We start from the raw sequence: 24,437 nt of genomic DNA, 5'->3' as shown, positions 1-24,437 counted from the left end.
GGGAGGCGTCGGGGGGCGGGAGGCAGGTGCGGTGCGGTGCGGTCACGCGGGATGAAGGGCCGTCGGTCCGGCCGGCGGAGCGGGAAGGCTCACGCCTCACATGGAGCGACAGAGCATGGCGGCGACGCGACACAGGTCTACTGCCCGCCGCTTCGTGAGGTCCGCCTGCTGATGCTTCATAGCCAGGATCGTAGGGAGGAACCGGCCGCCCTGTCACCGGCGTGTCATATGGCGAGACAGGATCGTCCGAATGGCGGGATGAGAAAGCCCCGGGAGGCGTCCTCACGGCCTTCCGGGGCTACTCGCGCGGCCCGTCCTTCTGCGGATCGGACCGCGCTGTCTCACGATCCGGCCAGACTCACGTCGGTGCCGGTCAGCGTGAGGTGGACGCCCGCCTCGTCCGAGGTCAGGGCGGAGAGCTTCAGACCGGCCGGGAGGCCGTCGTCGATGCGGCGGTCGAAGTCCGTCCGCTTGCGGATCGCGCTCTCGATCCCCGGTATGCCCTCGCCGGGTACGGAGTCCGCGTGGACCCGGACGATCTTGCCGCCGCCCGACCCCTGCCTGCCGTCGACGAGCTCGACGGTGGAGATCACGCTGCGGGTGATCGTCCGGCCCAGGAAGTCCACCGACGCGGTCACCTTCAGCTTGCCGGGCTGGCCCCCGTAGGTCAGGGTCGCGCCCGTCTGGGAGGCCTTGGTGAGGTCCGCGTACGAGATCAGCGCGGTGCCCTCGGCCCGCTTGGCGGAGCCGCCGGTGTAGCTGGAGTTCAGCTTCACGTCGTGGAAGCTGGCGTCCAGGCGGGAGAGGCGGGTCTTGCGGCCGTCGGCGGTGGCGTCGACGTCCGTCAGCTTGAGGTCGACCTGGTCGAGCTCGTGGCTGAGGGCCTGGGTGAGGAACGGGAAGCCGTGGATGTCGACCTCCACGCCGCCGGCCAGGCCCTGGCGGGACTGGACCTTCTCGGCGAGCCGGTTCTCGGCGTAACCGACCGCCCATCGGTCGGCTCCGACGAACAGGCCCCCCAACACCACTGCGACGATCACCACGAAACGCAGAAAACGCACGTGCCTCCCCCTCCTCATCGGTACGTGCGTTCTAGTGGACCATGATCGTGGTCGGAGCGCGGTGAGCGGGACTTGTGAGCACCGTCTCCCCCGGCGCCCACCCGCCCCGCCCGCCCCACGCGGTACCTCAGCCCACCACCCGGCCGATCAGGTAGACGGCCGGGGCGGCCACCGCCAGCGGCAGCGCGACACCGGCCGTCATGTGCACGAACTTCGACGGGTAGTCGTACGCGGCGACGCGCAGCCCGACCAGCGCGCACGCGCCGGCCACCAGGCCGACCAGGGCACCGCCCGCGCCCAGCCCGACCAGCCCGCCGACCGCGATGCCCGCACCGGCCGCGGCGGCCAGCGAGACGCCCACGGAAGGCGCCGTCGGCAGCGGCAGGGCCCGCGCGAACACGGCGACGGCCACGGCGGCCGTCCCGGCGCTCACGGCCTTCCAGTCGGCCGCGAGGAACCCGGCGCAGGCGATCGCCAGCGCGGCCGAGGCCACCGAGGCCATCAGCCCGTACATCCGCTCGTCGGGGTCGGCGTGGCTGCGCAGCTGGAGGACCAGGGTGAGCAGCACCCACGCCCCGAGGGTGCCGATGATCGCGCCGGGGCCGTACGTCCCGTCCACGGCGAGCACCGCCCCGTCGGCGACGAGGGCTCCGGCGAAGGCGAGGGCGATGCCCTGGCGGGCCGGCCACATGCCGTTGAGCCGGAACCAGCCGGCCGCGGTGAGGCCCTGGAGGGCGACCAGCGGAGCCAGCAGCGCGTAATGGCCGAGCGCCGCGGCGGCGGCCAGCACCAGCCCCAGGGCGGCGGTCAGTATGGCCGACTGCGGCCCCGGGTCGATGATCGGCGAACGCCCCTCGGCCCGCGCCTGCGCCGGGTCCACGGCGCGCAGGGTGTTCCCGCCGAGCGTCGGCGGCGACCACTCCGCCCCACCGGCCGCGACCTGCGGCCCGGCGTGCGCCGCGTCGTCCTGCGACTCCCGCACGGGCGGCAGGTACGCCGTCTGCGCGGCCGCCGCATCGGCCTGCGGCTCCCGCACCGGCGGCAGGTAGGCGGTCTCGGCGGCGGCGTCCGCCGGGAGCCGGCCGTCGCGGACCGGCGGCAGGTACGCCGTCTCCGCCGCGGCGGCCGCCGGTGACGGAGGCTGCGGCTCGCGGAACCACGACTCGGGCACGGCGGAGCCCTGCGGCTGCCCCGGGTACGGCGGCAGGTAGGCGGTCTCGGCGGCGGCGTCGGCGGGCTCCCGCACGGGCGGGAGGTACGCCGTCTCGGCCGCCGCGGAGGCGCCGCCCGGCCAGGACGTGCCCCCGTCACCCGGCTGCGGCGGCTCCGGCTCCCGCACGGGCGGCAGGTACGCCGTCTCGGCGGCGTCCGGCTCGCGGAACCAGGACTCCGGCACGGCGGAGCCCTGCGGCTGCCCCGGGTACCCGGCACCGCCGCCGGACGAGGCGTCCGGCCACGGCACACCCCCACCGGCCGGCTGGGGGTCGCGGAACCACGACTCGGGCACGGCGGAGCCCTGTGGCTGGCCCGGGTACCCGCCGCCGGCGGAGGCGTCCGGCCACGGCACACCGGCGCCGCCGCCGGTACCCCCGGCCTGCTGCTGCCAATCCGGCGGGTCAACGGGCGGGGCCGCCTGCCCCGGCACCGAGCCGAGCGGCGGCTGCACCGGCTGGTACCCGGTCTCCCAGGTGTCGGACTGCCAGGTCTGCGTGCTGTACGGGTCCTGCTGCGCGGCGGCCGCGGCGGCGGCCTGCTGCTGCCGCTGCTGCTGCTGTTCTTCGGGAGTGCTCATAGCCGCCTCACCCGCCCGCGAACGGCGGGAGCACCTCGACGGTGCCCCCTTCGGTCAGCGGCACGGTGTCATGGGCCCGCTTGCCCACGGGTTCGTCGTTCACGAGGAAGGAGCAGCGCTGCAGGACCCGGGTCAGCTCCCCCGGGTGGCGTTCCCGCACTGCGTCGAGCGCCTCGGCCAGTGTGCGTGCCGAGTACGGCTCCTCCGCCGTCCCGGCCGCGGCCTTGGCCGCCGCCCAGTAGCGGATGGTTCCGGTTGCCACTGCAGCTCCTATCGTGTCGGGCTCCGTCGGATCTCTACCGTCGGCCTCCATGATGACGCCTCCGGCTCGTCACCCCGGCGTGCCTCCGCGCGCCGTCCGTGCGCCCGGGCGGCCCGCTGGGGTTCCACCGATCCGGTGAAACCAGGGCATACGCAGGAGGAAGGCGTGGCGCGAACCACAGAATGCGGTGCATGGCGGCCCTCGGCCCCGAAAGGGCGGGTGGGCTATTCTGGCGGCGTAGAGGATCCGGGCAACGTAGCCCCCGGGTCCTTTTGTGCTTTCAGTACGTTGAACGGACCGACAACAGTGGTATCCATCCGGACCTCAGGGCGCGGGGACCGGACGGGATGCCGGCAGTCACATCGCACGAAGCCGTACCACGCACGTCCTCGACGGGACCGAGGAGGAACCGACGTGATGGACCAGCGAAGCAAACAGGAGTACGACCATCCGACCCGGGCAGGTGGTCGGGCGTGAGCTCTCTCCTGCTGCTGACCAATGCCCTGCAGCCGTCCTCCGAGGTGCTGCCCGCCCTCGGACTGCTGCTGCACAACGTCCGGGTCGCCCCGGCCGAGGGACCGGCCCTGGTGGACACCCCCGGGGCCGACGTGATCCTCGTCGACGGCCGGCGCGACCTTCCGCAGGTGCGGTCTCTGTGCCAGCTGCTGCGGTCCACCGGACCCGGCTGCCCGCTGGTCCTCGTCGTGACGGAGGGCGGCCTCGCCGCCGTCACCGCCGACTGGGGCATCGACGACGTGCTCCTCGACACCGCCGGCCCGGCCGAGGTCGAGGCACGGCTGCGGCTGGCCACCGGCCGCCAGCAGCTCGGCTCCGACGACTCCCCCATGGAGATCCGCAACGGCGACCTGTCGGTCGACGAGGCGACGTACTCCGCCAAGCTCAAGGGCCGGGTCCTGGACCTGACCTTCAAGGAGTTCGAGCTCCTGAAGTACCTCGCCCAGCACCCCGGCCGGGTCTTCACCCGCGCCCAGCTCCTCCAGGAGGTCTGGGGCTACGACTACTTCGGCGGCACCCGGACGGTGGACGTCCACGTCCGGCGGCTGCGCGCCAAGCTCGGGCCCGAGCACGAGTCGCTGATCGGCACCGTGCGCAACGTCGGCTACCGCTTCGTCACCCCCGAGAAGGTCGAACGGGCGGCGGCGGCGGAGGCGGCGGCCAAGGCCGAGCGCGCCGACCGGAAGAAGGCCCCGGCCGAGGCTCCCGCCGAGGCGCCGGCCGAGACCCCGGCGGCCGTCCCCCATTAGGAGGAGGCCCTGTGACCATCCACTCCCCAGGACGCCCTGCCCAGAGGTAGGTCACCCCGCGTAGACTTCCGCGCGTGGCCAAGGTGACGCGGGATGACGTTGCACGACTTGCGGGTACGTCTACCGCCGTCGTGAGCTACGTCATCAACAACGGACCCCGGCCGGTCGCCCCGGCCACGCGCGAGCGTGTCCTCGCCGCGATCAAGGATCTGGGCTACCGCCCGGACCGGGTCGCCCAGGCGATGGCGTCGCGGCGTACCGACCTCATAGGCATGATCGTCCCGGACGCGCGCCAGCCGTTCTTCGCGGAGATGGCGCACGCGGTCGAGCAGGCCGCCGCCGAGCGCGGAAAGATGGTCCTGGTCGGGAACTCCGACTACCGGGACGAGCGCGAGGTCCACTACCTGCGCGCGTTCCTGGGGATGCGGGTGTCCGGGCTGATCCTGGTCAGCCAGGGCATGAGCGAGCGGGCGGCGTCGGAGATCGAGGCCTGGGACGCGCGGATCGTGCTGCTGCACGAGCGTCCCGAGGCCATCGACGACGTGGCCGTCGTCACGGACGACATCGGCGGCGCCCAGCTCGCGACCCGGCACCTGCTGGAGCACGGGCACGAGTACGTGGCCTGCATCGGCGGCATCGAGAACACCCCGTCCGTCGGCGACCCGGTCGCCGACCACGTCGAGGGCTGGCGGCGGGCCATGCTCGAAGCCGGGCGGTCGGTCGAGGGCCGGGTCATCGAGGCCCCGTACAACCGCTACGACGCGTACCGGGTCGCCCTGGAGGTGCTGGCCCGGCCGGACCGGCCGACGGCGATCTTCTGCGCGACGGACGACCAGGCGATCGGTGTGCTGCGGGCCGCGCGGGAGCTGCGGATCGACGTGCCCGGGGAGCTGGCGGTGGCCGGCTTCGACGACGTGAAGGAGGCCGCGCTGACGGACCCGCCGCTGACGACGGTCTCCTCGGACCGGCCGGCGATGGCCCGCGCGGCGGTGGACCTCGTCCTGGACGACGCCCTCCGCGTGGCGGGCTCGCGGCGCGAGCGCCTGAAGCAGTTCCCCTCGGCCCTGGTCATCCGCCGCAGCTGCGGCTGCCGCTAGCCCCGCTTCCTCACGCGGCCCCCGCACCGCTGCCCCGGACTCCGTCCGCCGGTGGCCGAGCGGGTCCGCCACCCCTGGCCCACACCCGGCCGCCGCGTGCGGGCCGCCGCCGCCGCGCGGGGCGGGGCCCCCTCCCCGCCCTTATATCGGGCATACACGGTTCTGTCGGGCTTCTCAGCCGGGACTCAGGAAGCTCTCATGATCCGCGGACAGAGTCATAGACATGACCGACAGCTTCCGCCGCGAAGGCGAGTACCCGCAGGAGAACCGCCAGGCCCCGCACTCGCCCTTCGGCGAGCAGTGGCAGCGCGGACGTGACCGGCTGGCCCGGGACGCGATGGGCGACGGCGGGTCCTACCCGCCCCCGCCCGCGTACCCCCCGGCCGCCCCCGCCCCGGGATGGCACGAGGCCCACCAGCCCCCGGCGCAGACTGTCGTCCCGGCCGGAGACGGCAGCGACGGCAACGGCGGCAACGGCGGCTGGGCCCACTGGGGCGACGCGGCCCCCGCCGCCCCGGCCCCCCGGGCCAAGCGCCCCGTCGCGCTCCTCACCGCCGTCGCCCTCGCGGCGGCCGTGGTGGGCGGCGGGACGGCCGCCGCCGTGCAGCAGTTCCTCGGGCAGAACGGAACCCCCGGAGCCGGCTTCACCGGCACCAACGTCTCCCAGTCCAGCAACGGCACCGTCTCCGGCGTGGCCGAACAGGTCAGCCCCTCCGTCGTCCGCATCGACACCCGCACCGGCTCCGGCCAGGGCACCGGCTCCGGCATCGTCGTCACCGCCGACGGCGAGATCGTCACCAACAACCACGTCGTCAGCGGCGCCACCGAGATCCAGGTGACGATGAGCGACGGCAAGAAGTACACCGCCAAGACCGTCGGCACCGACCCCGCCAAGGACCTCGCCCTGATCAAGCTCCAGGGGGCGAGCGGCCTCAAGCCCGCCAAGCTCGGCAACTCCGACAACCTCAAGGTCGGCGACCAGGTCGTCGCCATCGGCTCCCCCGACCGCCTCACCGGCACCGTCACCAGCGGCATCGTCTCCGCGCTCGACCGCGAGGTGAACGTGCCCAAGTCCGAGGAGCAGCAGCAGCCGCAGCGCCGCCAGGGCGGCGGAGGCGGCGGCTGGCCGTTCTCGTACGACGGGCAGCAGTTCAACGGCGACACCGGGTCGAACACCACCTCCTACAAGGCCATCCAGACCGACGCCTCCCTCAACCCCGGCAACTCCGGCGGCGCCCTCGTCAACATGAACGGCGAGATCGTCGGGATGCCGTCCGCGATCTTCTCCCCGTCCAACGACAGCTCCAGCGCCGGCAGCGTCGGCCTCGGCTTCGCCATCCCCGTCAACACCGTCAAGGCCGACCTCGCCAACCTCCGCAAGGGCGGCAGCGGATCCGGCACCAGCTCCGACGGGAACGGAACCGGGAACGGGAACGGCCGCAGCGGCAACGGCAACGGGTTCGGCATCTCCCTCCCGTCCTTCTGAGACCCTGGAACGGGACGGGCGCCCGGACCCGTCCCGCCCGACCACCACCCTGGGGGCCCCGAATGAATCCCGCCGAAGGCGACCCGCAGCGGATCCTCGTCGTCGACGACGAGCCGGCCGTGCGCCAGGCCCTGCGCCGCAGCCTCGCCTTCGAGGGGTACGACGTACGGACCGCCGTCGACGGCATCGACGCCCTCGACCAGGCGGCCTCGTACGCCCCCGAGCTGATCGTCCTCGACATCCAGATGCCCCGCATGGACGGCCTGACGGCGGCCCGCCGGCTGCGCGCCGGCGGCAGTGTCACCCCGATCCTGATGCTGACCGCCCGCGACACCGTCGGCGACCGCGTCACCGGCCTCGACGCGGGCGCCGACGACTACCTCGTCAAGCCCTTCGAGCTCGACGAGCTGTTCGCCCGCGTCCGCGCCCTGCTGCGCCGCAGCTCCTACGCCGCCCCCGCCTCCGGCCCGGCGCAGCCCGAGGACGTGCTGACCTTCGGCGACCTGCGCATGGACCTCGCCACCCGCGAGGTCGTCCGCGGCGGGCGGCCCGTCGAGCTGACGCGTACGGAGTTCACCCTGCTGGAGATGTTCCTCGCGCACCCGCGCCAGGTCCTGACCCGCGAGCAGATCCTCAAGACCGTCTGGGGCTTCGACTTCGAGCCCAGCTCCAACTCCCTCGACGTGTACGTGATGTACCTGCGCCGCAAGACCGAGGCGGGCGGCGAGCCGCGCCTGGTGCACACCGTGCGCGGGGTCGGGTACGTGCTGCGCGCCGGTGAGGGCGGGCCCGAATGACCGGTCCCGCCGCCCGGTTCCGCGCCCTGCCTCTGCGCTCGCGGCTGGCGCTGCTGGTGACCGTCGCGGTCGCGGTGGCGGTCGCGGCGGTGGCGGGGGTGTCGTGGGTGATGGTGCGGGCGCAGCTGAACGAGCAGCTGAACCAGTCCCTGCTGTCCACGCAGCCCGACGAGCAGGTGGTCAGCACCCTGAACAACAGGGGCTGCGTGACCCGCCCGGCCCCGGGGCTGCCGAACATCGCCGAGGAGCTCGGCCCGACCGTGCAGATCGTCACCGCGGACGGCATCCGCTGTCTGGTGAGCGGACGCACCGACCTGCCGGTCTCCGGGACGGACAAAGCCGTCGCGGCGGGCCTGAGCGCCAAGACGCTGCACGACGCGACGACCGCCGACGGCACCAAGATGCGCGTCTACACGATCAACAAGCGCCTCACCAACGGCGCGTCCTTCGGGGTCTCCATCGCCAAGCCCCTCGCCGACATCGAACGGCCCCTCTCCACGCTGGCCTGGGTGCTGCTGCTGGTCTCCGGCATCGGTGTGGTCGGGGCGGGCGCGGCGGGGCTGTGGGTGGCCCGTACCGGGCTGCGGCCGGTGGACGAGCTCACCGGGGTGGTCGAGCACATCGCCCGCACCGAGGACCTCACCGTCCGGATCCCGGAGGAGGGCGACGACGAGATCGCCCGACTGTCGCGGTCGTTCAACTCCATGACGGCGGCCCTGGCCTCCTCGCAGGAGCGGCAGGCCCAGCTGATCGCGGACGCCGGGCACGAGCTGCGGACCCCGCTGACCTCGCTGCGCACCAACATCGAGCTGCTCGCGCGCAGTGAGGAGACCGGCCGGGCCATCCCGGCCGAGGACCGCCGGGAGCTGCTGGCCTCGGTGAAGGCGCAGATGACGGAGCTGGCCTCGCTGATCGGGGACCTCCAGGAGCTGTCCCGCCCCGACGCCGCCCCGCACGCCCCCCTGGGGGTGGTGGCCCTGCACGAGATCGCCGGGACGGCCCTGTCCCGGGCCCGGCTGCGCGGTCCCGAGCTGCGGTTCGAGGCGGATCTGCGGCCCTGGTACGTGCGGGGCGAGGCGGCCGCGCTGGAGCGGGCCGTGGTCAACCTGCTGGACAACGCCGTGAAGTTCAGCCCGCCCGGCGGGGTGGTAGCGGTCGGGCTGTGCGCGGGCGAGCTGACGGTGCGCGACCACGGGCCCGGGATCCCGGCCGAGGACCTCCCGTACGTCTTCGAACGGTTCTGGCGCTCCGAGTCCGCCCGGGCCCTGCCCGGCAGCGGGCTGGGCCTGTCCATCGTGGCCCGTACGGCCGCCCGCTCGGGCGGCACCGCCGAGCTGCGGGCGGCGGCGGACGGGGCGGGCGGCACGGAGGCGGTGCTGCGCATCCCGGGCGCGCCGGCGCCGCCGCCCTCCGAGCAGCCGCAGGCGCGGGCGTCAGTTGTGCCGGATCAGTGAGGCGACCAGGCCGGAGCGGGTGTTGGGGAAGTCCATCGGGACGATGCCCAGACCGCTCCGGCCGGTCAGTTCGGCCCCGTCGACGAAGGCGTGGACCTGCGGGTTGAGCCGGTCGGAGTTCCAGCGCGGGGGCATGTAGGCGGCGGTGCTGGTGTAGTTCACGAAGAGCTTGCCGGGCTGCTGGACGGCCTTGCGGAACTGGTCCTCGATGCGGCCGCGCTTGGCGAAGGGCTCGGTGTTGTAGTCGTCCTGGATGTCGAAGACGCCGCCGTCGCCGTAGCGCAGGCCCGGCAGGCCGGCGTTGTCGGCGAGGAGGACGACCCTGCCGCGGGCCTGGCCGAGGGTGGGCAGGGTGTCGGCGATGCGGAAGAGCGGGCGCCAGCCGCGGTGGTCGAGGTAGTCGTCGAAGACGGCGCGGAAGGTGGCGTCGCTCTCGGTGGAGTACTCCTGCTTCACGCGCATCAGGACGGTCTCGGAGGGGTGCGCGGCGAGGAAGTTCCAGCAGGCCACGAGGACGTCCCCGAACATCAGGTCCTGGAAGAACGCCGCGTGGTGGATGGCGAACGAGCCGCCCGTCACCCGGCAGCGGACGTCGAGGAAGCGGATGCCGGAGTCGAGCTGCTCGGCGATGGAGGTGTTCTGGCAGGCGACGTAGAGACCGCCCTTGGTGGCACCGGAGTCGTGGGTGCCGGGGATGGTCATGCGCTGGAGGGCGGTGGAGTCGGCGAGGCCGGCCATCCAGTCCTGGCTGCCGAGGGTTCTGGTGGCGGCCGGGGCTCTGGTGACGGCGTGTGCGGGGGCGGTGGTGGCGAGGGCGGTCGCCGCGCCCGCCGCCAGTGCGCCGGTCAGGAAGGTCCGTCGGTCCAGTGCCATGCCCGCTCCTCGCTCCGCGATCCGGTCGTCGTCCGTGCGTTCGGCCGTGGTGGCCGGACCGGATTATGGCGTGCGGAGCGTGCGCTTACTACCCGTCGGTACGGACCGGTTTTCCGAGCAACTCGACCATGGTGCGCAGCCCTTGGGCGAGGTCCGCGCCCGTGGGGGCGTGCTCCGGGTCGGTGAGGACCTGCACCATGACCCCGCTCAGCAGGGCGATGTGCAGGGAGCCGAGGGAGCGGACGTCCTCCTCCGTGACCGCCCCCTCCGGCACCCCGCGCAGGGCCGCGGCGACCATGCGCCGGTTGCGGCGCTGGCCCTCGGCGAGGATCGCGAGGAGTTCGGGCGAGGACCGCGCGTGGACGAAGGCCTCGACGGAGGCGGTCCAGAGCCAGCTCATCTCGCCGAAGTCACGGATCTTGCGGTCCCAGGTGTCGGCGTAGCGCTCCTCGGCGGTGTCGCCCTGCCCGGTGAGCCGCCCGGCGCCGGCGGCCCACTCCTCCATGGCGGCGAACAGCGCCTGGTTGAGGAGCACCTCGCGGGAGCCGAAGTGGTAGCCGATCGCGGCCATGCTCACCCCGGCCGCCGAAGCGATGTCGCGCACGGTCGTGCGCAGGTAGCCCTTCTCCTCCAGGCAGCGGCGCGCTCCGGCCAGCAGGTCCTCGCGATTTCCCATGCCGGGATCGTAGCCGGGGCAGGATTTTGGGCGGTCGCCCTACACGTATGTATTGCGCACTTGCCCAACCGATGGCAGGCTGAAGCCGTCACCGCGCACCACCGAGAACGGGGAGAGCCGAACCATGCGCCACACGCTGGACATCGACGGACGCACGCTGTCGTACCTGGACTTCGGCGGCACCGGCCGCCCGCTGCTCGCCCTCCACGGCGGCATGTCCGAAGCCGCCGCCTTCACCGGCCTGGCCGCCGCCCTCGGCGACCAGTGGCGGGTCATCGCCCCCGACCAGCGCGGCCACGGCGACTCCGACCGGGCCCCGCACTACCGCCGCGAGGGCTACGTCGCCGACGCCGTCGCCCTCCTCGACCACCTCGGCCTCACCGAACCGGTCGCCCTCCTCGGCTACTCCCTCGGCGGACTCAACGCCTACCACCTGGCCGCCGCCCACCCCGACCGGATCGGCGTCCTCATCGGCGTCGACGCCACCGTCGACATCAACGTGCCCGACGGCCCCCAGTGGTTCGACTTCCTGGGCGCGCTCCCCTACACCGCCCCCACCCGCGAGGAACTCCTCGCCGCCGTCGACCCCGCCGCCCTGCCCTTCGTCGCCGACGGCGTCCGCCCCCTGCCCGGCGGCGACGGCTGGCGGCTCGCCTTCCACGGCCAGGACATGCTCGACTCCATCCGCGCCTGCAACGGCGACCACTGGGACACCTGGCTGACCGGCACCTGCCCGGCCCTGCTGATCCGCGCCACCCACAGCCAGGCCCTCAGCCAGGAGGTCGCCGACGCCATGGTCGCCCGCCGCCCCGGCACCGCGTACACCACCCTCGACGGGGACCACTTCGTCCCCTTCACCGACCCGGAGGGCTTCCACGCGGCCGTGGCGAAGTACCTGGCCGAAGTCGCCTGAGACGCACGGGAGGGGCGGCGCGCCTTCCGGCCCGCCGCCCCTCTCGCCCTTCAGGTGTTACTTGACGACCGTGATCCGGTTCGCCGCCGGCGGCGCGATCGGCGCCGCCGCCGTCGACTTCGCCAGGAGGGCGTTGAACGCCTCCAGGTCCGGCACGCCGACCAGCTTGTTCTTGTGGTCCTTCAGGACGGTGAAGCCGTCACCGCCGCCCGCCAGGAACTCGTTCATCACGACCCGGTAGGTCTTCGCCGGGTCGATCGCCACGCCGTTCAGCTTCACCGAGTCCACGACGATCCGGTCCGCGCCCGACTTCGTCAGGTCCAGGGTGTAGGTGAAGCCCTTCGAGACCTGAAGGATCTTCGGGTTCGGGCCGTTGACCGGGCCGCTGACCTGCTGCTGGAGCGCCGTGACCAGCTGCGCGCCGGTCAGGTCCACCACGTTCAGCAGGTTGTTGAACGGCTGCACCGTGTACGACTCGCCGTACGTCACGACACCGTCGCCCTCGTCAGCGGCCGCCTTGTACGCCAGGTCGGCACGGATGCCGCCCGGGTTCATGATCGCCAGCTGCGCCCCGCCCTTGTCGGCCGCGGAGGTCGCGTCCAGCTGGGCGTCGGCGATCAGGTCGCCGAGCGGCTTCTCCGGGGCCTCCGAGCCGCGGCCCGCGATGTCCGCGGAGATGTAGCCCATCGGACGGTTGGCGACCGGGGCCGCCAGCTTCTTCCAGCGGTCGATCAGCTCGGTCATGTCCGGGGCCTTCGGCAGGTCCCGGGTGACGACCTTGTTCACCGGCTTCGGCGACTGCACCGGCGTACGGACGATGTCCTTGGTCGCCTTGTCGTACGTCAGCGTGGTGTCCGTGAACAAGCGGCCGTAGGAGGCGGCCGAGGTGACCGTGCGCGGGTTGCCCGCCGGGTCGGGGATGTTGCACGAGTACGCCTGGTGGGTGTGGCCCGTCACCAGCGCGTCGACCTTCGGGCTCACGTTCTTCGCGATGTCGACGATCGCACCCGAGATGCCCGCGCCGGCACCCGGCACGTTGCAGTCGTAGTTGTACGCGCCGCTCGCCGGCAGACCGCCCTCGTGGATCAGCGCCACGATCGACTTCACGCCCTGCTTGTCCAGCTCGGCGGCGTACTTGTTGATCGTCTCGACCTCGTCGCCGAACTTGAGGCCCTTCACGCCGTCGGCCGTGACGACGTCCGGGGTGCCCTCCAGGGTGACGCCGATGAAGCCGATCTTCACGTCCCCCTTCTTCCAGACGAAGGTGGGCGACATCAGCGGACGCTTGGTCTTCTCGTCCGTCACGTTCGCGGCGAGGTACTTGAAGTCCGCTCCGTCGTACGTCTTGCCGTACTCGAAGCAGCCTTCAACCGGGTGACAGCCGCCGTACTGCATCCGGCGGAGCTCGTTCTTCCCCTCGTCGAACTCGTGGTTGCCCACGCTCGTCACGTCGAGCTTCAGCTTGTCCAGCGCCTCGACGGTCGGCTCGTCGTGGAAGAGACCGGACAGCATCGGGCTGCCGCCGATCATGTCGCCGGCCGCGGCCGTGACGGAGTACTCGTGGCCCTTGCGGGCCTCGCGCAGACCCGACGCCAGGTACTCGACGCCGCCCGCGGGTATGGACTTGGTGGTGCCGTCAGCCTGCAGTTCCGCGACCGTGCCCGAGGAGCCCTGCGGGGGCTCCAGCGTGCCGTGGAAGTCGTTGAACGACAGCATCTGTACGTCGACGGTCCGGCCCTTGGCGACCGGAACGCCGCCACTCGCGGCACCTGCGGGCAGCGCGGCGGCGATCATCGCACCGGCGCCCGCGGTGAGGGCGAGGGCGCCGAAGGTCAACCGGCGCGCCGTGCGGTGCCGTTGTGGCTTCGCTGACATCTGTTCCCCTTTTTGGACAGCGAGACAACTGGGAGGTGACCCGCAGCCTATGGTCAACGCGCGTAGCACCAACAGGGGGGTACCGGTTGCGAGCTGGTTACGCGCAGCCGTCGGGCGGGTCGGGCTGTGTCGGTCGTAGGCTCGGAACATGACTGACGCAGACGCAGCGACGGCCGTCGAGCCGGGACGGCACATCGAGATCCTCGACGAACTGACGGAGGAACAGGCCGGGGCGGTCCTCGACCTGATCCACGAGGCGGCCCGCACCGACGGCACCACCGCCGTCTCCGAGCAGGGCCGCCTCCAGCTGCGCGGCGGCCCCCGCGAGGGCATCCGCCACTTCCTGGCCACCGCCGAGGGACGGCTCGTCGCGTACGGACAACTGGAGGACACCGACCCGGTGGAGGCCCCCGCCGCCGAGCTCGTCGTCCACCCCGCCCTGCGCGGCCGCGGCCACGGGCGCGCGCTGGGCACCGCCCTGCTGAACGCCTCCGGCAAGCGGATCCGGGTGTGGGCCCACGGCGGCAAGTCCGCCGCCCGGCACCTCGCGCAGGTCCTCGGCCTGACCCTGTTCCGCGAACTCCGCCAGCTGCGCCGCCCCCTGGGCCCGGCCTCACCCCCGCTGCCGGACCCTGCCCTGCCCGCCGGGGTGACCGTCCGCACCTTCGTCCCCGGACAGGACGACGCCGCCTGGCTCGCCGCCAACGCCGCCGCCTTCGCCCACCACCCGGAGCAGGGCTCGCTGACGCAGCGCGACCTCGACGACCGCATGGCGCAGCCGTGGTTCGACCCCAAGGGATTCTTCCTGGCGGAGCGGGAGGGCGAACTGGTCGGATTCCACTGGACGAAGGTCCACGCCGAGGAACAGCTCGGCGAGGTCTACGTCGTCGGAGTCCGCCCGGGCGCCCAGGGCGGCGGCCTCGGCAAGGCCCTCACCGCCATCGGCCTCCACCACCTGGCGGAGTCGGGCCTCCCGACGGCGATGCTCTACGTCGACGCCGACAACCCGGCGGCCCTGGCGGTGTACGAGGGGCTCGGCTTCACGACGCACGAGGTGGACCTGATGTACCGCACGGAGAGCTGAGGGGGGCCGGGGGCGCGGGGGGCTCGGGGCGCGGACCCGTCATCTCCCCCTCGAGGGGTCGGGGGCGGGTCGGTGTCTGCCCACCCGCCTCCCCGGGTGCGGCCGGTGGGGTGGGGACGGTACACCGCCCGGCGGTAGCGGCCGGCGAGCCGGGACGGGGAGGGGCGGGACCCCTCTCAGCGGGCTCAGGGATGCCTTGGGGGTTTCCCGTCAGTCCCACTGTCCTTCCGGCTCGGGCCGGCCAGTCAAGGGCGCTCCCTCCGGTCGCGTCGCTCCGCGATGGCCTTCGGCCACCCTTGACAGACCGGCCCGCCCCGGAAAGACAAGGACTGCCGGGAAACCCCCAAAGGAACGGCACGGTCCTACCTTGACCATCCGGCTCCCTCAGCGATGAGCCGGGGCGGTCGGGGGCCGGCAGGCCGGGCATCCGAGCCGCCCCAAACAGCAAGCGGCGCTGCCCTCCGCATCAGATCGCTACGCGCTTCTCGCCTCTCGGCGTCCGCCGCCCGTCCGGGGGTTACTGCTGTCGCCAAAGGACGACGAGATCGGCCTCCGGGGCGGGTGAGCGCGACAGATCGCTACGCGCTCCTCTTTCCTCGGCGTCCGGCGGCCGCCTGGGGCTGATACCCGCACCAAATGACGAACCGACCGGCCTGCGGAGCACCCAGGCGCGACAGATCGCCACGCGCTTCTCCCTTCTCGGCGTCCGGCGGCCGTCTGGGGCGTTGGGACCGCCGGGGGGTGGTCTGGTGGACTCGGGGGATGAACCGCTTCGTTCGCGCACTTGCACGGTTCCACGCAGGCCGGCCTTGGGACCACAACGCTCAGTACCACCGGTGGATCCTGCGCCGGCTGCCCCCGCGCTTCGGTAGCGCCCTGGACGTCGGGGCCGGCAGTGGGGAGCTCGCGCGGCTGCTGGCCTCGCGGGCGCGGGCGGTACGGGGGATCGACGTGGATGCCGGGATCGTCGGACGGGCGCGGGAGCTCACCGACGCGGCGGCGCCCGTGGTCTTCGGGGTCGGGGACGTGCTGGAGGGCGTGCAGGGCGGGCCCTACGACGTCGTCACCTGTGTGGCCGCCGTCCACCACATGCCGATCGGAGACGGCCTCGCCCGGCTCCGGGAGTGCCTCGCGCCCGGCGGAACCCTGGTCGTCGTCGGGCTGTACCGCCCGCGGACCTGGAGCGATCATCTGATCGGCGCCGCCGCCGTACCAGCGAACGTCGCCATGGCCTGGGTGAAGAACCGCGGGCGGAAACGGCCCCGGCCCGTCTCCATGACCGCCCCGACCCGCCCGGCGGAGACGACCTTCGCCGAGATCGTCCGCGAGGCCCGCCGCACGCTGCCCGGCGCCCGGCTGCGCCGGCGGCTGTTCTGGCGGTACACGCTCACCTGGCACCGCCCGTAGCCCGCGGCCACCCACACGGCCGTACGGCGGCGGGGGCGGGGGAATCCTGCCCACACGCGGAGCCTGGAAGCCATACGCCATTAACCGGGCATTCAGACGCGCTTGCGAACCTCCCGGCATGCAGCCCCGACTCCGCCTGACCGCGGACACTTCCGACGCGCCTGTCCTACCCCGCGCGCGGAAGAATAGAGGTATGAGCCACCAGCCCAGCGCAGGCCCCACCGAGGTCCCCGCCCAGCACCCGTCTCACACCTCCGCCGCGGTCTCCTCCGCCTCCACGACACGGACCAAGGCGGAGGAAAAGGCGCCGGCGAAATCGCGCCTCGGCTCCATAGCCGCCCACCGCCCCCTCGACCCCGACCTCGACGCCGACCTCGACGCGTACGAGGACAAGGACGACGACGGGCAACTGCCCGCCAACCGGTTCCTCGACCGGGAGCGCAGCTGGCTGGCCTTCAACGAACGCGTGCTGGAGCTGGCCGAGGATCCCAGCACCCCGCTGCTGGAACGCGCGAACTTCCTCGCGATCTTCGCGAGCAACCTGGACGAGTTCTTCATGGTCCGCGTCGCCGGCCTCAAGCGCCGCATCGCGACCGGCGTCGCCACCCGTTCCGCCTCCGGCCTCCAGCCCCGCGAAGTCCTCGACCTCATCTGGACCCGCTCCCGCGAGCTCATGGCCCGGCACGCCGCCTGCTACCAGCAGGACATCGCCCCCCAGCTCGCCGAGGAGGGCATCCACCTCATCCGGTGGCCCGACCTCACGGAGAAGGAGCAGGCGCGCCTCTTCACCCTGTTCCGCAACCAGATCTTCCCGGTGCTCACCCCGCTGGCCGTGGACCCCGCGCACCCCTTCCCGTACATCTCCGGCCTGTCCCTGAACCTGGCCGTCGTCGTGCGCAACCCCGTCAGCGGGCACCGCCACTTCGCCCGCGTCAAGGTGCCGCCGCTGCTGTCGCGGTTCCTGGAGGCCTCCCCGCAGCGCTACGTCCCGCTGGAGGACGTCATCGCCGCGCACCTGGAGGAGCTGTTCCCCGGCATGGAGGTGCTCGCGCACCACATGTTCCGCGTGACCCGCAACGAGGACCTGGAGGTCGAGGAGGACGACGCCGAGAACCTCCTCCAGGCCCTGGAGAAGGAACTCATGCGGCGCCGCTTCGGCCCGCCCGTGCGCCTGGAGGTCGAGGAGTCCATCGACCCCGGCGTCCTGGACCTCCTCGTCCAGGAGCTCAAGGTCTCCGCCGCCGAGGTGTACCCGCTGCCCGGCCCCCTCGACCTGACGGCCCTCTTCGGGATCTCCTCCCTCGACCGGCCCGAGCTCAAGTACCCCAAGTTCGTCGCCGGCACCCACCGTGACCTCGCCGAGGTGGAGTCCGCGTCCGCGCCCGACATCTTCGCCGCCCTGCGCGAACGCGACGTGCTGCTCCACCACCCGTACGACAGCTTCTCGACCTCGGTCCAGGCCTTCCTGGAACAGGCCGCCGCCGACCCCGACGTCCTCGCGATCAAGCAGACGCTGTACCGCACCTCCGGCGACTCCCCCATAGTCGACGCCCTGATCGACGCCGCCGAATCCGGCAAGCAGGTCCTCGTCCTCGTCGAGATCAAGGCCCGTTTCGACGAGCAGGCCAACATCAAGTGGGCGCGCAAGCTGGAGGAATCCGGCTGCCACGTGGTCTACGGCCTGGTCGGCCTCAAGACCCACTGCAAGCTGTCGCTCGTGGTCCGCCAGGAGGGCGAGACCCTGCGCCGCTACAGCCACGTCGGCACCGGCAACTACCACCCCAAGACCGCCCGCCTGTACGAGGACCTCGGCCTGCTCACCGCCGACCCGCAGGTCGGCGCGGACCTCTCCGACCTCTTCAACCGGCTCTCCGGCTACTCCCGCCGCGAGACCTACCGCCGGCTGCTGACCGCCCCCAAGTCCCTGCGCGACGGGCTCATAGCGCGCATCGACAAGGAGGCCGACCACCACCGGTCCGGCCGCCCGGCGTCCGTCCGGCTGAAGATGAACTCGATCGTCGACGAGGCCCTCATCGACGCCCTCTACCGGGCCTCCCAGGCGGGCGTCCCGATCGACATCTGGGTGCGCGGCATCTGCGCCGTACGCCCCGGGGTCCCGGGGCTGTCGGAGAACATCCGCGTCCGCTCGATCCTCGGCCGCTTCCTGGAACACTCCCGGGTCTTCGCCTTCGGCAACGGCGGCGAACCCGAGGTGTGGATCGGCAGCGCCGACATGATGCACCGCAACCTCGACCGCCGCATCGAGGCACTGGTCAGGGTCACCGACCCCAGCCACCGCGCGGCACTGGACCGGATGCTGGAGACCGGCATGTCCGACGCCACCTCCTCCTGGCACCTGGGCCCGGACGGCGAATGGACCCGGCACAGCACCGACGCCGAAGGCCAGCCGCTGCGGCACGTACAGGAGATGCTCATAGACGCGCGGAGGCGCCGGCGTGGCTCAGCCAAACCATGACCCGACCGCAGGTGACGTGCTCGCCGTCTACCTGCGTTCCCAGGCCACCGCTTTCCTGCGCGCGCTGCGCCTGCATGACGCGGGCGCCGCGGGCGCGGCGGGCGGCCCCGATCCGCGGGAAGAGACGGAGGCGGCGCACGGCCTGCGGGGGGCCGCGCGCCGCATCGCCTCGTCCCTGAGCACCTTCCGGGTCGTCACCCAGGCGAGCTGGGCGGACCCGCTGCGCACGGAGCTCGTCTGGCTGTCCTCCACCCTGGCCGACGAGCACGCGTACGCGGCCCGGCTGTCGCGCCTGATGGAGGCCCTGCAACGGCTCTCGGCCTCCCCGGAGGTCCCGGCGCCGCGCGGCAGTGCCGCGGGCGCGCTGACCGTCGGCTCGGCGCGCGCGGGCGCCCTGCTGGAACGCCAGCTCACCCTGGCCCGTACCCGGGCGCACTCGGCGACCCTGCAGGCGCTGGGCTCGGCCCGGTTCCACGCGGTGGCGGACGCGGTGGCGGTACTGGCCTCGGAGGTCCCGCTGGACCCGGTGGCGGCGAGCGGACCGGTGGACGACGTCCTCACCCCGCTCGCGGAGGTGGCCCGCACCCGCCTGGAGACGGCGGTCACGGCCCTGCCCGTCGCGGACGCCTCCGCCCCGTACTCGGCGCACGCGGACGCCGCCTGGCACGAGGTACGCCGCCTGCTGCGCGTGCACCGCTACGCCCGTGAGGCCCTGGGGGACCACGCCCCGCGCCTGGCGGCCGCGAGCGGGGCCCTGAACCAGCACCGCGACGCCGCGGAGGCGGCCACCGCCTCGGCGACGGCCGCCCGCACCCCGCGCATCGCCCCGGCGACGGCCTACGCCCTGGGCGTCCTGCACGCCGACCAACGCCACGCGGTGGAAGCCAGCCGCCTCACCTTCCACACCCTGTGGGAACCGGCGGCGGCGGTGTCGTGAGGGGGGCGGGACTGAACAGCGGACCGGGGTGGGGAAGGGTCGGGACCCCGGCGGGCGGTCTCAGAGAGGGGTTGGGGCTTTCCCGCCAGTCCCACTGTCCTTCCGGTTCGGGCCGGCCTGTCAAGGGCGCTCCCTTCGTCGCGTCGCTACGCGATGGCCTTCGGCCACCCTTGACAGCCCGTCCCGCCCCGGAAAGACAAGGACTGCCGGGAAACCCCCAAAGGAACGGGACGGATGTACCTTGACCATCCGGCTCCCCTGGATGCCTTTCGGGGCCGCCCTTCGCGCTAGATCGCTACGCGCTTCTCATTTCTCAGCGTCTGCGCCCCGTCTGGGAGTGCTGCTGTCGCCGAAGGACGACGGATTCGTCATCCGGGGCCGGTGGGCGCCCCAGATCGCTACGCGCTTCTCCGATCTCGGCGTCCGGCGGCCGTCTGGGGCTGATCCCCGCACCAAAGGCCGACGGGATCGTCATCCGAAGCCGCCAGGCGCATCAGATCGCTACGCGCTCCTCCCGTCTCAGCGTCTGCTGCCCGCCTGGGGCCGCTGCTGTAGCCAGATGCCGACAGAAGGACCATCAGCCACCCTCCGGCGCGCCAGATCGCTACGCGCTCCCCTTTTCTCGGCGTCCGGCGGCCCTCTTGGGCCGGGATGCTCTGCGGATCGGCTTTTGGTGCCGTCACCAGCCCCGGACGGCGGTTCGACGCCGAGATTCGAGGAGCGCGTAGCGATCTGCCGCGCCTGAGGGCCCCGGATGCCGCCCTGTTCGTCATTCGGTGCAGGTACCAGCCCCAGACGGCAGCTCGCCGCCGAGATTTGAGAAGCGCGTAGCGATCTGCCGCGCCTGGCGGCCCCGGATGACGATCTCGTCGGCCTTTGGCGCGGGGACCAGCCCCAGACGGCCGCCGGACGCTGAGACGAGAGAAGCGCGTAGCGATTTGCCGCGAAGGGCGGCCCCGAAAGGCATCCATGTCGGCCCGGATGGGATGTCTGCCGACCCCCGACCATCCCGCCTGGTCCCTGATCCGGCCGCATGTCCATGAACATCCGTCCCGTTCCTTTGGGGGTTTCCCGGCAGTCCTTGTCTTTCCGGGGCGGGACGGGCTGTCAAGGGTGGCCGAAGGCCATCGCGCAGCGACGCGACCGAAGGGAGCGCCCTTGACAGGCCGGCCCGAACCGGAAGGACAGTGGGACTGACGGGAAAGCCCCAACCCCTCCCTGAGACCGCCCCGCCGGGACCCCGCCCTCCCCGACCCCACCGGCGAGATCCAGCCACCCCCGCCCAGCTGTCTCCCCCCGCCCCCGCCCCCGCCCGGGAAGGTCACAGCGGCATAACGGGCGGATAACGCCCGCTTAATCCCAGGTACAAACCCCCCATCCGCACCCGCCCGTCCGCCATGGTTCACCATCCGTTCACCAACCCCCGTCGACCCCGTCACCTGTTCTGCCTAATTTCGGTACCGCACGGTGCGAGCCGAACCGGAAAGTGCGGCCCCGCACCCCACCCACCACGTAGTCCTCTTCGCACGCCGCCCCGATACAGAAAGCGGCCGGCGGCTCCCCGGAAGGAACACCCGAACAGTGAAGCTTCAGCGCAAGAACCGGCTTCGTGCCTCCGCCCTCGGGGCCCTCGTCGTGTCCGGCGCCCTGGTCCTCACGGCGTGCGGCTCGGACGACAACACGAAGACCGGCGCCGACGGCACCACCAAGGCCTCGGCTCCCGCCCCCGGCGACATCAAGTGCGACGGCGCCAAGGGCAAGCTGCTCGCCTCCGGCTCCTCCGCCCAGAAGAACGCCGTCGACCTGTGGGTCAAGAACTACATGGCCGCCTGCTCCGGCGTCGAGGTGAACTACAAGTCCTCCTCCTCCGGTGAGGGCATCGTCGCGTTCAACCAGGGCACCGTCGGCTTCGCCGGTTCGGACTCCGCGCTGAAGCCCGAGCAGGTCGAGGACTCGAAGAAGATCTGCACCGGCGGCCAGGGCATCAACCTGCCGATGGTCGGCGGCCCCATCGCCCTCGGCTTCAACGTCGCCGGCGTGGACAAGCTGAACCTCGACGCCGCCACGATCGCCAACATCTTCAACGACAAGATCAAGAAGTGGGACGACGAGGCGATCAAGAAGCTGAACCCCGGCGTCACGCTTCCCTCCACCGCCATCCAGGCCTTCCACCGCTCCGAGGACTCGGGCACCACCGAGAACCTGGGCAAGTACCTCAAGGCCGCCGCCCCTGACGCCTGGTCCTACGACGCCTCCAAGAAGTGGCCGGCCCCCGGTGGCCAGGCCGCGTCCGGCTCCGCCGGTGTCGCCTCCCAGGTCAAGGCCGTCGACGGCGCGATCGGCTACTTCGAGCTCTCCTACGCCACCTCGCAGAGCATCAAGACGATCGACGTCAACACCGGCGCCTCCGCCCCGGTCAAGGCCACCCCGGAGAACGCCTCCAAGGCCATCTCCGCCGCCAAGGTCACCGGCACCGGCTCGGACCTGGCCCTCAAGCTCGACTACGCCACCAAGGCCGAGGGCGCCTACCCGATCGTCCTGGTCACCTACGAGGTCGTCTGCGACAAGGGCAACAAGGCCGAGACGCTCGGCACCGTGAAGTCCTTCCTGGAGTACACCGCCTCGGACGCCGGCCAGAAGGCCCTCACCGAGAACGGCTACGCCCCGATCCCGACCGAGATCAACGCCAAGGTCCGCGAGGTCATCAAGTCCCTCGCCTAGGACTCGAAGCTCCACGGATCCACAGAACCACCCGCTCCACCGCCAGACCCTGACCCCCGAGGTCCGGTCCGCCCCCCAGGGGCGGGCCGCCCCCCGGGGACCCTCCCCCTCCACCCCGGGGGAATCCGGTGCACCGCCGCCAGGGGGCTCGCCCCCCACACAGACCGGAAAGACCATGGCTTCCACCACACCCACCCACATAGACACGGCTCCGCCCGTCTCCAAGAGCGGAAGGTCCACCGGCCGCGCCGGTGACAAGATCTTCGCGGGGCTCTCCAAGGGCTCCGGCATCCTGCTCCTGGTGATCATGGCGTCGATCGCCGCCTTCCTCACCTACCGGGCCGGCATCGCCCTGTCGAAGAACGAGGGGAACTTCCTCACCACCTTCGACTGGAACGCCTCCGCCCAGCACCCCGTCTTCGGCATCGCCGTCCTGCTCTTCGGCACCGTCGTCAGCTCGATCATCGCGATGGCCATCGCGGTTCCGATCGCCGTCGGCATCGCCCTGTTCATCTCGCACTACGCGCCGCGCAAGCTGGCCGCGCCCCTCGCCTACGTGGTCGACCTGCTGGCCGCCGTGCCGTCGATCATCTACGGCATCTGGGGCGCCCTCTTCCTCGTGCCGCAGCTGAACGGGCTGAACCTCTGGCTCGACGAGTACCTCGGCTGGACCTACGTCTTCGACAAGACCCAGGTCGGCGTCGCCCGCTCGCTGTTCACCGTCGGAATCCTCCTCGCGATCATGATCCTGCCGATCGTGACGAGCGTCAGCCGCGAGGTCTTCCTCCAGGTCCCGCGCATGAACGAGGAGGCCGCCCTGGCCCTCGGCGCGACCCGCTGGGAGGTCATCCGGATGTCGGTGCTGCCCTTCGGCCGCTCCGGTGTCATCTCCGCCTCCATGCTCGGCCTCGGCCGCGCGCTCGGCGAGACCATGGCCGTGGCCACCGTCCTCTCCCCGAGCTTCCTGATCTCCGGGCACATCCTCAACCCGGGCGGCGGCACCTTCGCGCAGAACATCGCCGCGAAGTTCGACGAGGCCACCGAGTTCGGCCGTGACGCGCTCATCGCCTCCGGTCTCGTCCTCTTCCTGCTCACCCTGCTGGTCAACGGCGCCGCGCGCCTGATCATCGCCCGTCGCAAGGACTTCTCGGGGGCGAACGCCTGATGAGCCACGCACTCCAGGACCACCGGCCCGCTCCGGCCCGCCGGTCCTCCGCCCCGTCCGGCCTGACCCGCGGCGGCCTGCCCCGCTGGGCGCCCGCCGGCATCGCCGCCGTCTCCGCCGTCCTCGGCATCGTCGTCGGCCTGGTCTTCGACCTGAGCAGCAAGGTGCAGTGGGGCCTGATCGCCGCCCTGCTGTTCGTCGTGATCACGTACACGGCCAGCTCGATCGTCGAGAACCGCCGCCAGGCCAAGGACCGCGTCGCGACCTCCGTCGTCTGGGTCTGCTTCGTCCTCGCGGTCGTCCCGCTGCTGTCCCTGATGTGGACGACGATCAGCCGCGGCATGAAGGCCTTCAACGGGGACTTCCTCAGCCACTCCATGAACGGCGTGACCAGCTTCGAGAAGGGCGGCGGCGTCTACCACGCGCTGCTCGGCACCCTGGAGCAGGTCGGCCTCGCCACCCTGATCGCGGCGCCCGTCGGCCTGCTGACCGCCGTCTACCTGGTCGAGTACGGCAAGGGCCGGCTCGCCCGGGCGGTCACCTTCTTCGTCGACGTCATGACCGGCATCCCCTCCATCGTCGCGGGCCTGTTCATCCTGACGACCTGGAACCTGATGCTCGGCTTCGGCCCCTCCGGCTTCGCCGGCGCGATGGCCCTGTCGATCCTGATGATGCCGGTCGTGGTCCGCTCCACCGAGGAGATGCTCAAGCTCGTCCCGAACGAGCTGCGCGAGGCCGCCCTGGCCCTCGGTGTGCCGAAGTGGCGCATGATCCTCAAGGTCGTCCTGCCCACGGCCATCGGCGGCATCTCCACCGGTGTCATGCTGGCCGTCGCCCGCATCGCCGGCGAGACCGCCCCGATCATGCTGCTGGTCTTCGGATCGCAGCTGATCAACGGCAACCCCTTCGAAGGTGCCCAGTCCTCGCTCCCCCTCTACATCTGGGAGCAGTACAAGGTCGGCAGTGAAGCCTCCTACGACCGTGCCTGGGCCGCGGCGCTCGTCCTGATCGCCTTCGTCATGATCCTGAATCTGGTGGCCCGCGGCATCGCCCGCTGGAAGGCCCCGAAGACCGGTCGCTGACGCGACTGTATGAA

The 24,437-nt window shown here is 72.1% G+C and carries 20 protein-coding genes; 13 read left to right on the top strand and 7 right to left on the bottom strand.

Annotated elements, in window-relative coordinates; genetic code table 11:
• Positions 1 to 96 precede the first annotated feature (96 nt).
• From ACFY0O_RS34575 to ACFY0O_RS34560, 4 genes are all read right to left on the bottom strand, one after another.
• Positions 97 to 180: a putative leader peptide gene (locus tag ACFY0O_RS34575; protein ID WP_350206375.1), complete on the bottom strand. Its 84-nt coding sequence runs from the start codon at positions 178 to 180 to the stop codon at positions 97 to 99.
• 161 nt (positions 181 to 341) lie between these two features.
• Positions 342 to 1,061, bottom strand: a complete 720-nt coding sequence (locus tag ACFY0O_RS34570) for a DUF2993 domain-containing protein (RefSeq protein WP_388954323.1) — start codon at positions 1,059 to 1,061, stop codon at positions 342 to 344.
• A 127-nt stretch (positions 1,062 to 1,188) separates the two neighbouring features.
• Positions 1,189 to 2,853, bottom strand: coding sequence for a hypothetical protein (locus tag ACFY0O_RS34565; RefSeq protein WP_388954320.1), 1,665 nt, complete (start codon positions 2,851 to 2,853; stop codon positions 1,189 to 1,191).
• 7 nt (positions 2,854 to 2,860) lie between these two features.
• Positions 2,861 to 3,115, bottom strand: a complete 255-nt coding sequence (locus ACFY0O_RS34560) for a MoaD/ThiS family protein (protein WP_388954317.1) — start codon at positions 3,113 to 3,115, stop codon at positions 2,861 to 2,863.
• A 473-nt stretch (positions 3,116 to 3,588) separates the two neighbouring features.
• On the opposite strand from ACFY0O_RS34560, the gene ACFY0O_RS34555 reads away from it, so the two are divergent.
• The 5 genes from ACFY0O_RS34555 (at position 3,589) to ACFY0O_RS34535 (ending at position 9,214) form a co-directional block, all read left to right on the top strand.
• Positions 3,589 to 4,380: a response regulator transcription factor gene (locus tag ACFY0O_RS34555; protein WP_358895788.1), complete on the top strand. Its 792-nt coding sequence runs from the start codon at positions 3,589 to 3,591 to the stop codon at positions 4,378 to 4,380.
• 74 nt (positions 4,381 to 4,454) lie between these two features.
• Positions 4,455 to 5,477, top strand: a complete 1,023-nt coding sequence (locus ACFY0O_RS34550; RefSeq protein ID WP_042812372.1) for a LacI family DNA-binding transcriptional regulator — start codon at positions 4,455 to 4,457, stop codon at positions 5,475 to 5,477.
• Between the two features lie 223 nt (positions 5,478 to 5,700).
• Positions 5,701 to 6,963, top strand: coding sequence for a S1C family serine protease (locus ACFY0O_RS34545; RefSeq protein WP_388954313.1), 1,263 nt, complete (start codon positions 5,701 to 5,703; stop codon positions 6,961 to 6,963).
• A 62-nt stretch (positions 6,964 to 7,025) separates the two neighbouring features.
• Positions 7,026 to 7,760, top strand: a complete 735-nt coding sequence (locus ACFY0O_RS34540; protein ID WP_388954310.1) for a response regulator transcription factor — start codon at positions 7,026 to 7,028, stop codon at positions 7,758 to 7,760.
• Positions 7,757 to 9,214, top strand: coding sequence for a sensor histidine kinase (locus ACFY0O_RS34535; protein ID WP_388954307.1), 1,458 nt, complete (start codon positions 7,757 to 7,759; stop codon positions 9,212 to 9,214). The genes ACFY0O_RS34540 and ACFY0O_RS34535 overlap by 4 nt, the downstream gene beginning before the upstream one ends.
• Here the strand turns inward: ACFY0O_RS34535 and ACFY0O_RS34530 are convergent.
• Entirely contained in the window at positions 9,194 to 10,087 is an 894-nt protein-coding gene (locus ACFY0O_RS34530; protein WP_388954304.1) for a phosphatidylinositol-specific phospholipase C, read from the bottom strand. The genes ACFY0O_RS34535 and ACFY0O_RS34530 overlap by 21 nt on opposite strands.
• Positions 10,088 to 10,175: 88 nt before the next feature.
• A complete protein-coding gene (locus ACFY0O_RS34525; protein WP_388954301.1) occupies positions 10,176 to 10,763 on the bottom strand; it encodes a TetR/AcrR family transcriptional regulator in 588 nt (195 codons plus the stop codon).
• A 124-nt stretch (positions 10,764 to 10,887) separates the two neighbouring features.
• On the opposite strand from ACFY0O_RS34525, the gene ACFY0O_RS34520 reads away from it, so the two are divergent.
• The gene (locus ACFY0O_RS34520) at positions 10,888 to 11,676 is read left to right on the top strand and encodes an alpha/beta fold hydrolase (protein WP_388954298.1); all 789 of its coding nucleotides are present in this window, start codon (positions 10,888 to 10,890) and stop codon (positions 11,674 to 11,676) included.
• A gap of 57 nt (positions 11,677 to 11,733) precedes the next feature.
• Here the strand turns inward: ACFY0O_RS34520 and ACFY0O_RS34515 are convergent, their stop codons facing one another.
• Entirely contained in the window at positions 11,734 to 13,551 is a 1,818-nt protein-coding gene (locus ACFY0O_RS34515; protein ID WP_388954295.1) for a bifunctional metallophosphatase/5'-nucleotidase, read from the bottom strand.
• 148 nt (positions 13,552 to 13,699) lie between these two features.
• Here ACFY0O_RS34515 and mshD point away from each other — a divergent pair, with 148 nt between their 5' ends.
• From mshD to pstA, 7 genes are all read left to right on the top strand, one after another.
• Complete coding sequence (gene mshD, locus ACFY0O_RS34510) at positions 13,700 to 14,635, top strand: mycothiol synthase (RefSeq protein ID WP_388954292.1); 936 nt, start codon at positions 13,700 to 13,702, stop codon at positions 14,633 to 14,635.
• A gap of 762 nt (positions 14,636 to 15,397) precedes the next feature.
• Positions 15,398 to 16,042: a class I SAM-dependent methyltransferase gene (locus ACFY0O_RS34505; RefSeq protein ID WP_388954289.1), complete on the top strand. Its 645-nt coding sequence runs from the start codon at positions 15,398 to 15,400 to the stop codon at positions 16,040 to 16,042.
• A gap of 193 nt (positions 16,043 to 16,235) precedes the next feature.
• Entirely contained in the window at positions 16,236 to 18,518 is a 2,283-nt protein-coding gene (locus ACFY0O_RS34500) for an RNA degradosome polyphosphate kinase (protein ID WP_388954286.1), read from the top strand.
• Positions 18,499 to 19,455 (top strand): CHAD domain-containing protein, encoded by a 957-nt coding sequence (locus ACFY0O_RS34495; protein ID WP_388954283.1) that lies wholly within the window; start codon positions 18,499 to 18,501, stop codon positions 19,453 to 19,455. The genes ACFY0O_RS34500 and ACFY0O_RS34495 overlap by 20 nt, the downstream gene beginning before the upstream one ends.
• 1,581 nt (positions 19,456 to 21,036) lie before the next feature.
• Positions 21,037 to 22,176 (top strand): phosphate ABC transporter substrate-binding protein PstS, encoded by a 1,140-nt coding sequence (pstS, locus tag ACFY0O_RS34490; protein WP_388954280.1) that lies wholly within the window; start codon positions 21,037 to 21,039, stop codon positions 22,174 to 22,176.
• A gap of 175 nt (positions 22,177 to 22,351) precedes the next feature.
• The gene (pstC, locus tag ACFY0O_RS34485; protein WP_388954277.1) at positions 22,352 to 23,341 is read left to right on the top strand and encodes a phosphate ABC transporter permease subunit PstC; all 990 of its coding nucleotides are present in this window, start codon (positions 22,352 to 22,354) and stop codon (positions 23,339 to 23,341) included.
• Positions 23,341 to 24,423 (top strand): phosphate ABC transporter permease PstA, encoded by a 1,083-nt coding sequence (gene pstA / locus ACFY0O_RS34480; protein WP_388954273.1) that lies wholly within the window; start codon positions 23,341 to 23,343, stop codon positions 24,421 to 24,423. Before pstC ends, pstA begins: the two co-directional genes overlap by 1 nt.
• The last annotated feature ends 14 nt before the right edge of the window (positions 24,424 to 24,437 follow it).

The organism is Streptomyces sp. NPDC001594 (genome assembly GCF_042893675.1).
Taxonomy (GTDB): Bacteria; Actinomycetota; Actinomycetes; order Streptomycetales; family Streptomycetaceae; genus Streptomyces.
The sequence above is the reverse complement of the archived record's forward strand: the minus strand, read 5'-3'. Positions and strand labels throughout refer to the sequence as shown.

Bases quoted from the DNA above. Each gene is read 5' to 3' on its own strand.
- ACFY0O_RS34565 (WP_388954320.1), bottom strand. From the start codon at position 2,853: ATGAGCACTCCCGAAGAACAGCAGCAGCAGCGGCAGCAGCAGGCCGCC.
- mshD (WP_388954292.1), top strand. From the start codon at position 13,700: ATGACTGACGCAGACGCAGCGACGGCCGTCGAGCCGGGACGGCACATC.
- ACFY0O_RS34505 (WP_388954289.1), top strand. From the start codon at position 15,398: ATGAACCGCTTCGTTCGCGCACTTGCACGGTTCCACGCAGGCCGGCCT.
- ACFY0O_RS34575 (WP_350206375.1), bottom strand. From the start codon at position 180: ATGAAGCATCAGCAGGCGGACCTCACGAAGCGGCGGGCAGTAGACCTG.
- ACFY0O_RS34525 (WP_388954301.1), bottom strand. From the start codon at position 10,763: ATGGGAAATCGCGAGGACCTGCTGGCCGGAGCGCGCCGCTGCCTGGAG.
- pstC (WP_388954277.1), top strand. From the start codon at position 22,352: ATGGCTTCCACCACACCCACCCACATAGACACGGCTCCGCCCGTCTCC.
- ACFY0O_RS34520 (WP_388954298.1), top strand. From the start codon at position 10,888: ATGCGCCACACGCTGGACATCGACGGACGCACGCTGTCGTACCTGGAC.
- ACFY0O_RS34545 (WP_388954313.1), top strand. From the start codon at position 5,701: ATGACCGACAGCTTCCGCCGCGAAGGCGAGTACCCGCAGGAGAACCGC.
- pstA (WP_388954273.1), top strand. From the start codon at position 23,341: ATGAGCCACGCACTCCAGGACCACCGGCCCGCTCCGGCCCGCCGGTCC.
- ACFY0O_RS34530 (WP_388954304.1), bottom strand. From the start codon at position 10,087: ATGGCACTGGACCGACGGACCTTCCTGACCGGCGCACTGGCGGCGGGC.
- ACFY0O_RS34535 (WP_388954307.1), top strand. From the start codon at position 7,757: ATGACCGGTCCCGCCGCCCGGTTCCGCGCCCTGCCTCTGCGCTCGCGG.
- ACFY0O_RS34515 (WP_388954295.1), bottom strand. From the start codon at position 13,551: ATGTCAGCGAAGCCACAACGGCACCGCACGGCGCGCCGGTTGACCTTC.
- ACFY0O_RS34500 (WP_388954286.1), top strand. From the start codon at position 16,236: ATGAGCCACCAGCCCAGCGCAGGCCCCACCGAGGTCCCCGCCCAGCAC.
- ACFY0O_RS34540 (WP_388954310.1), top strand. From the start codon at position 7,026: ATGAATCCCGCCGAAGGCGACCCGCAGCGGATCCTCGTCGTCGACGAC.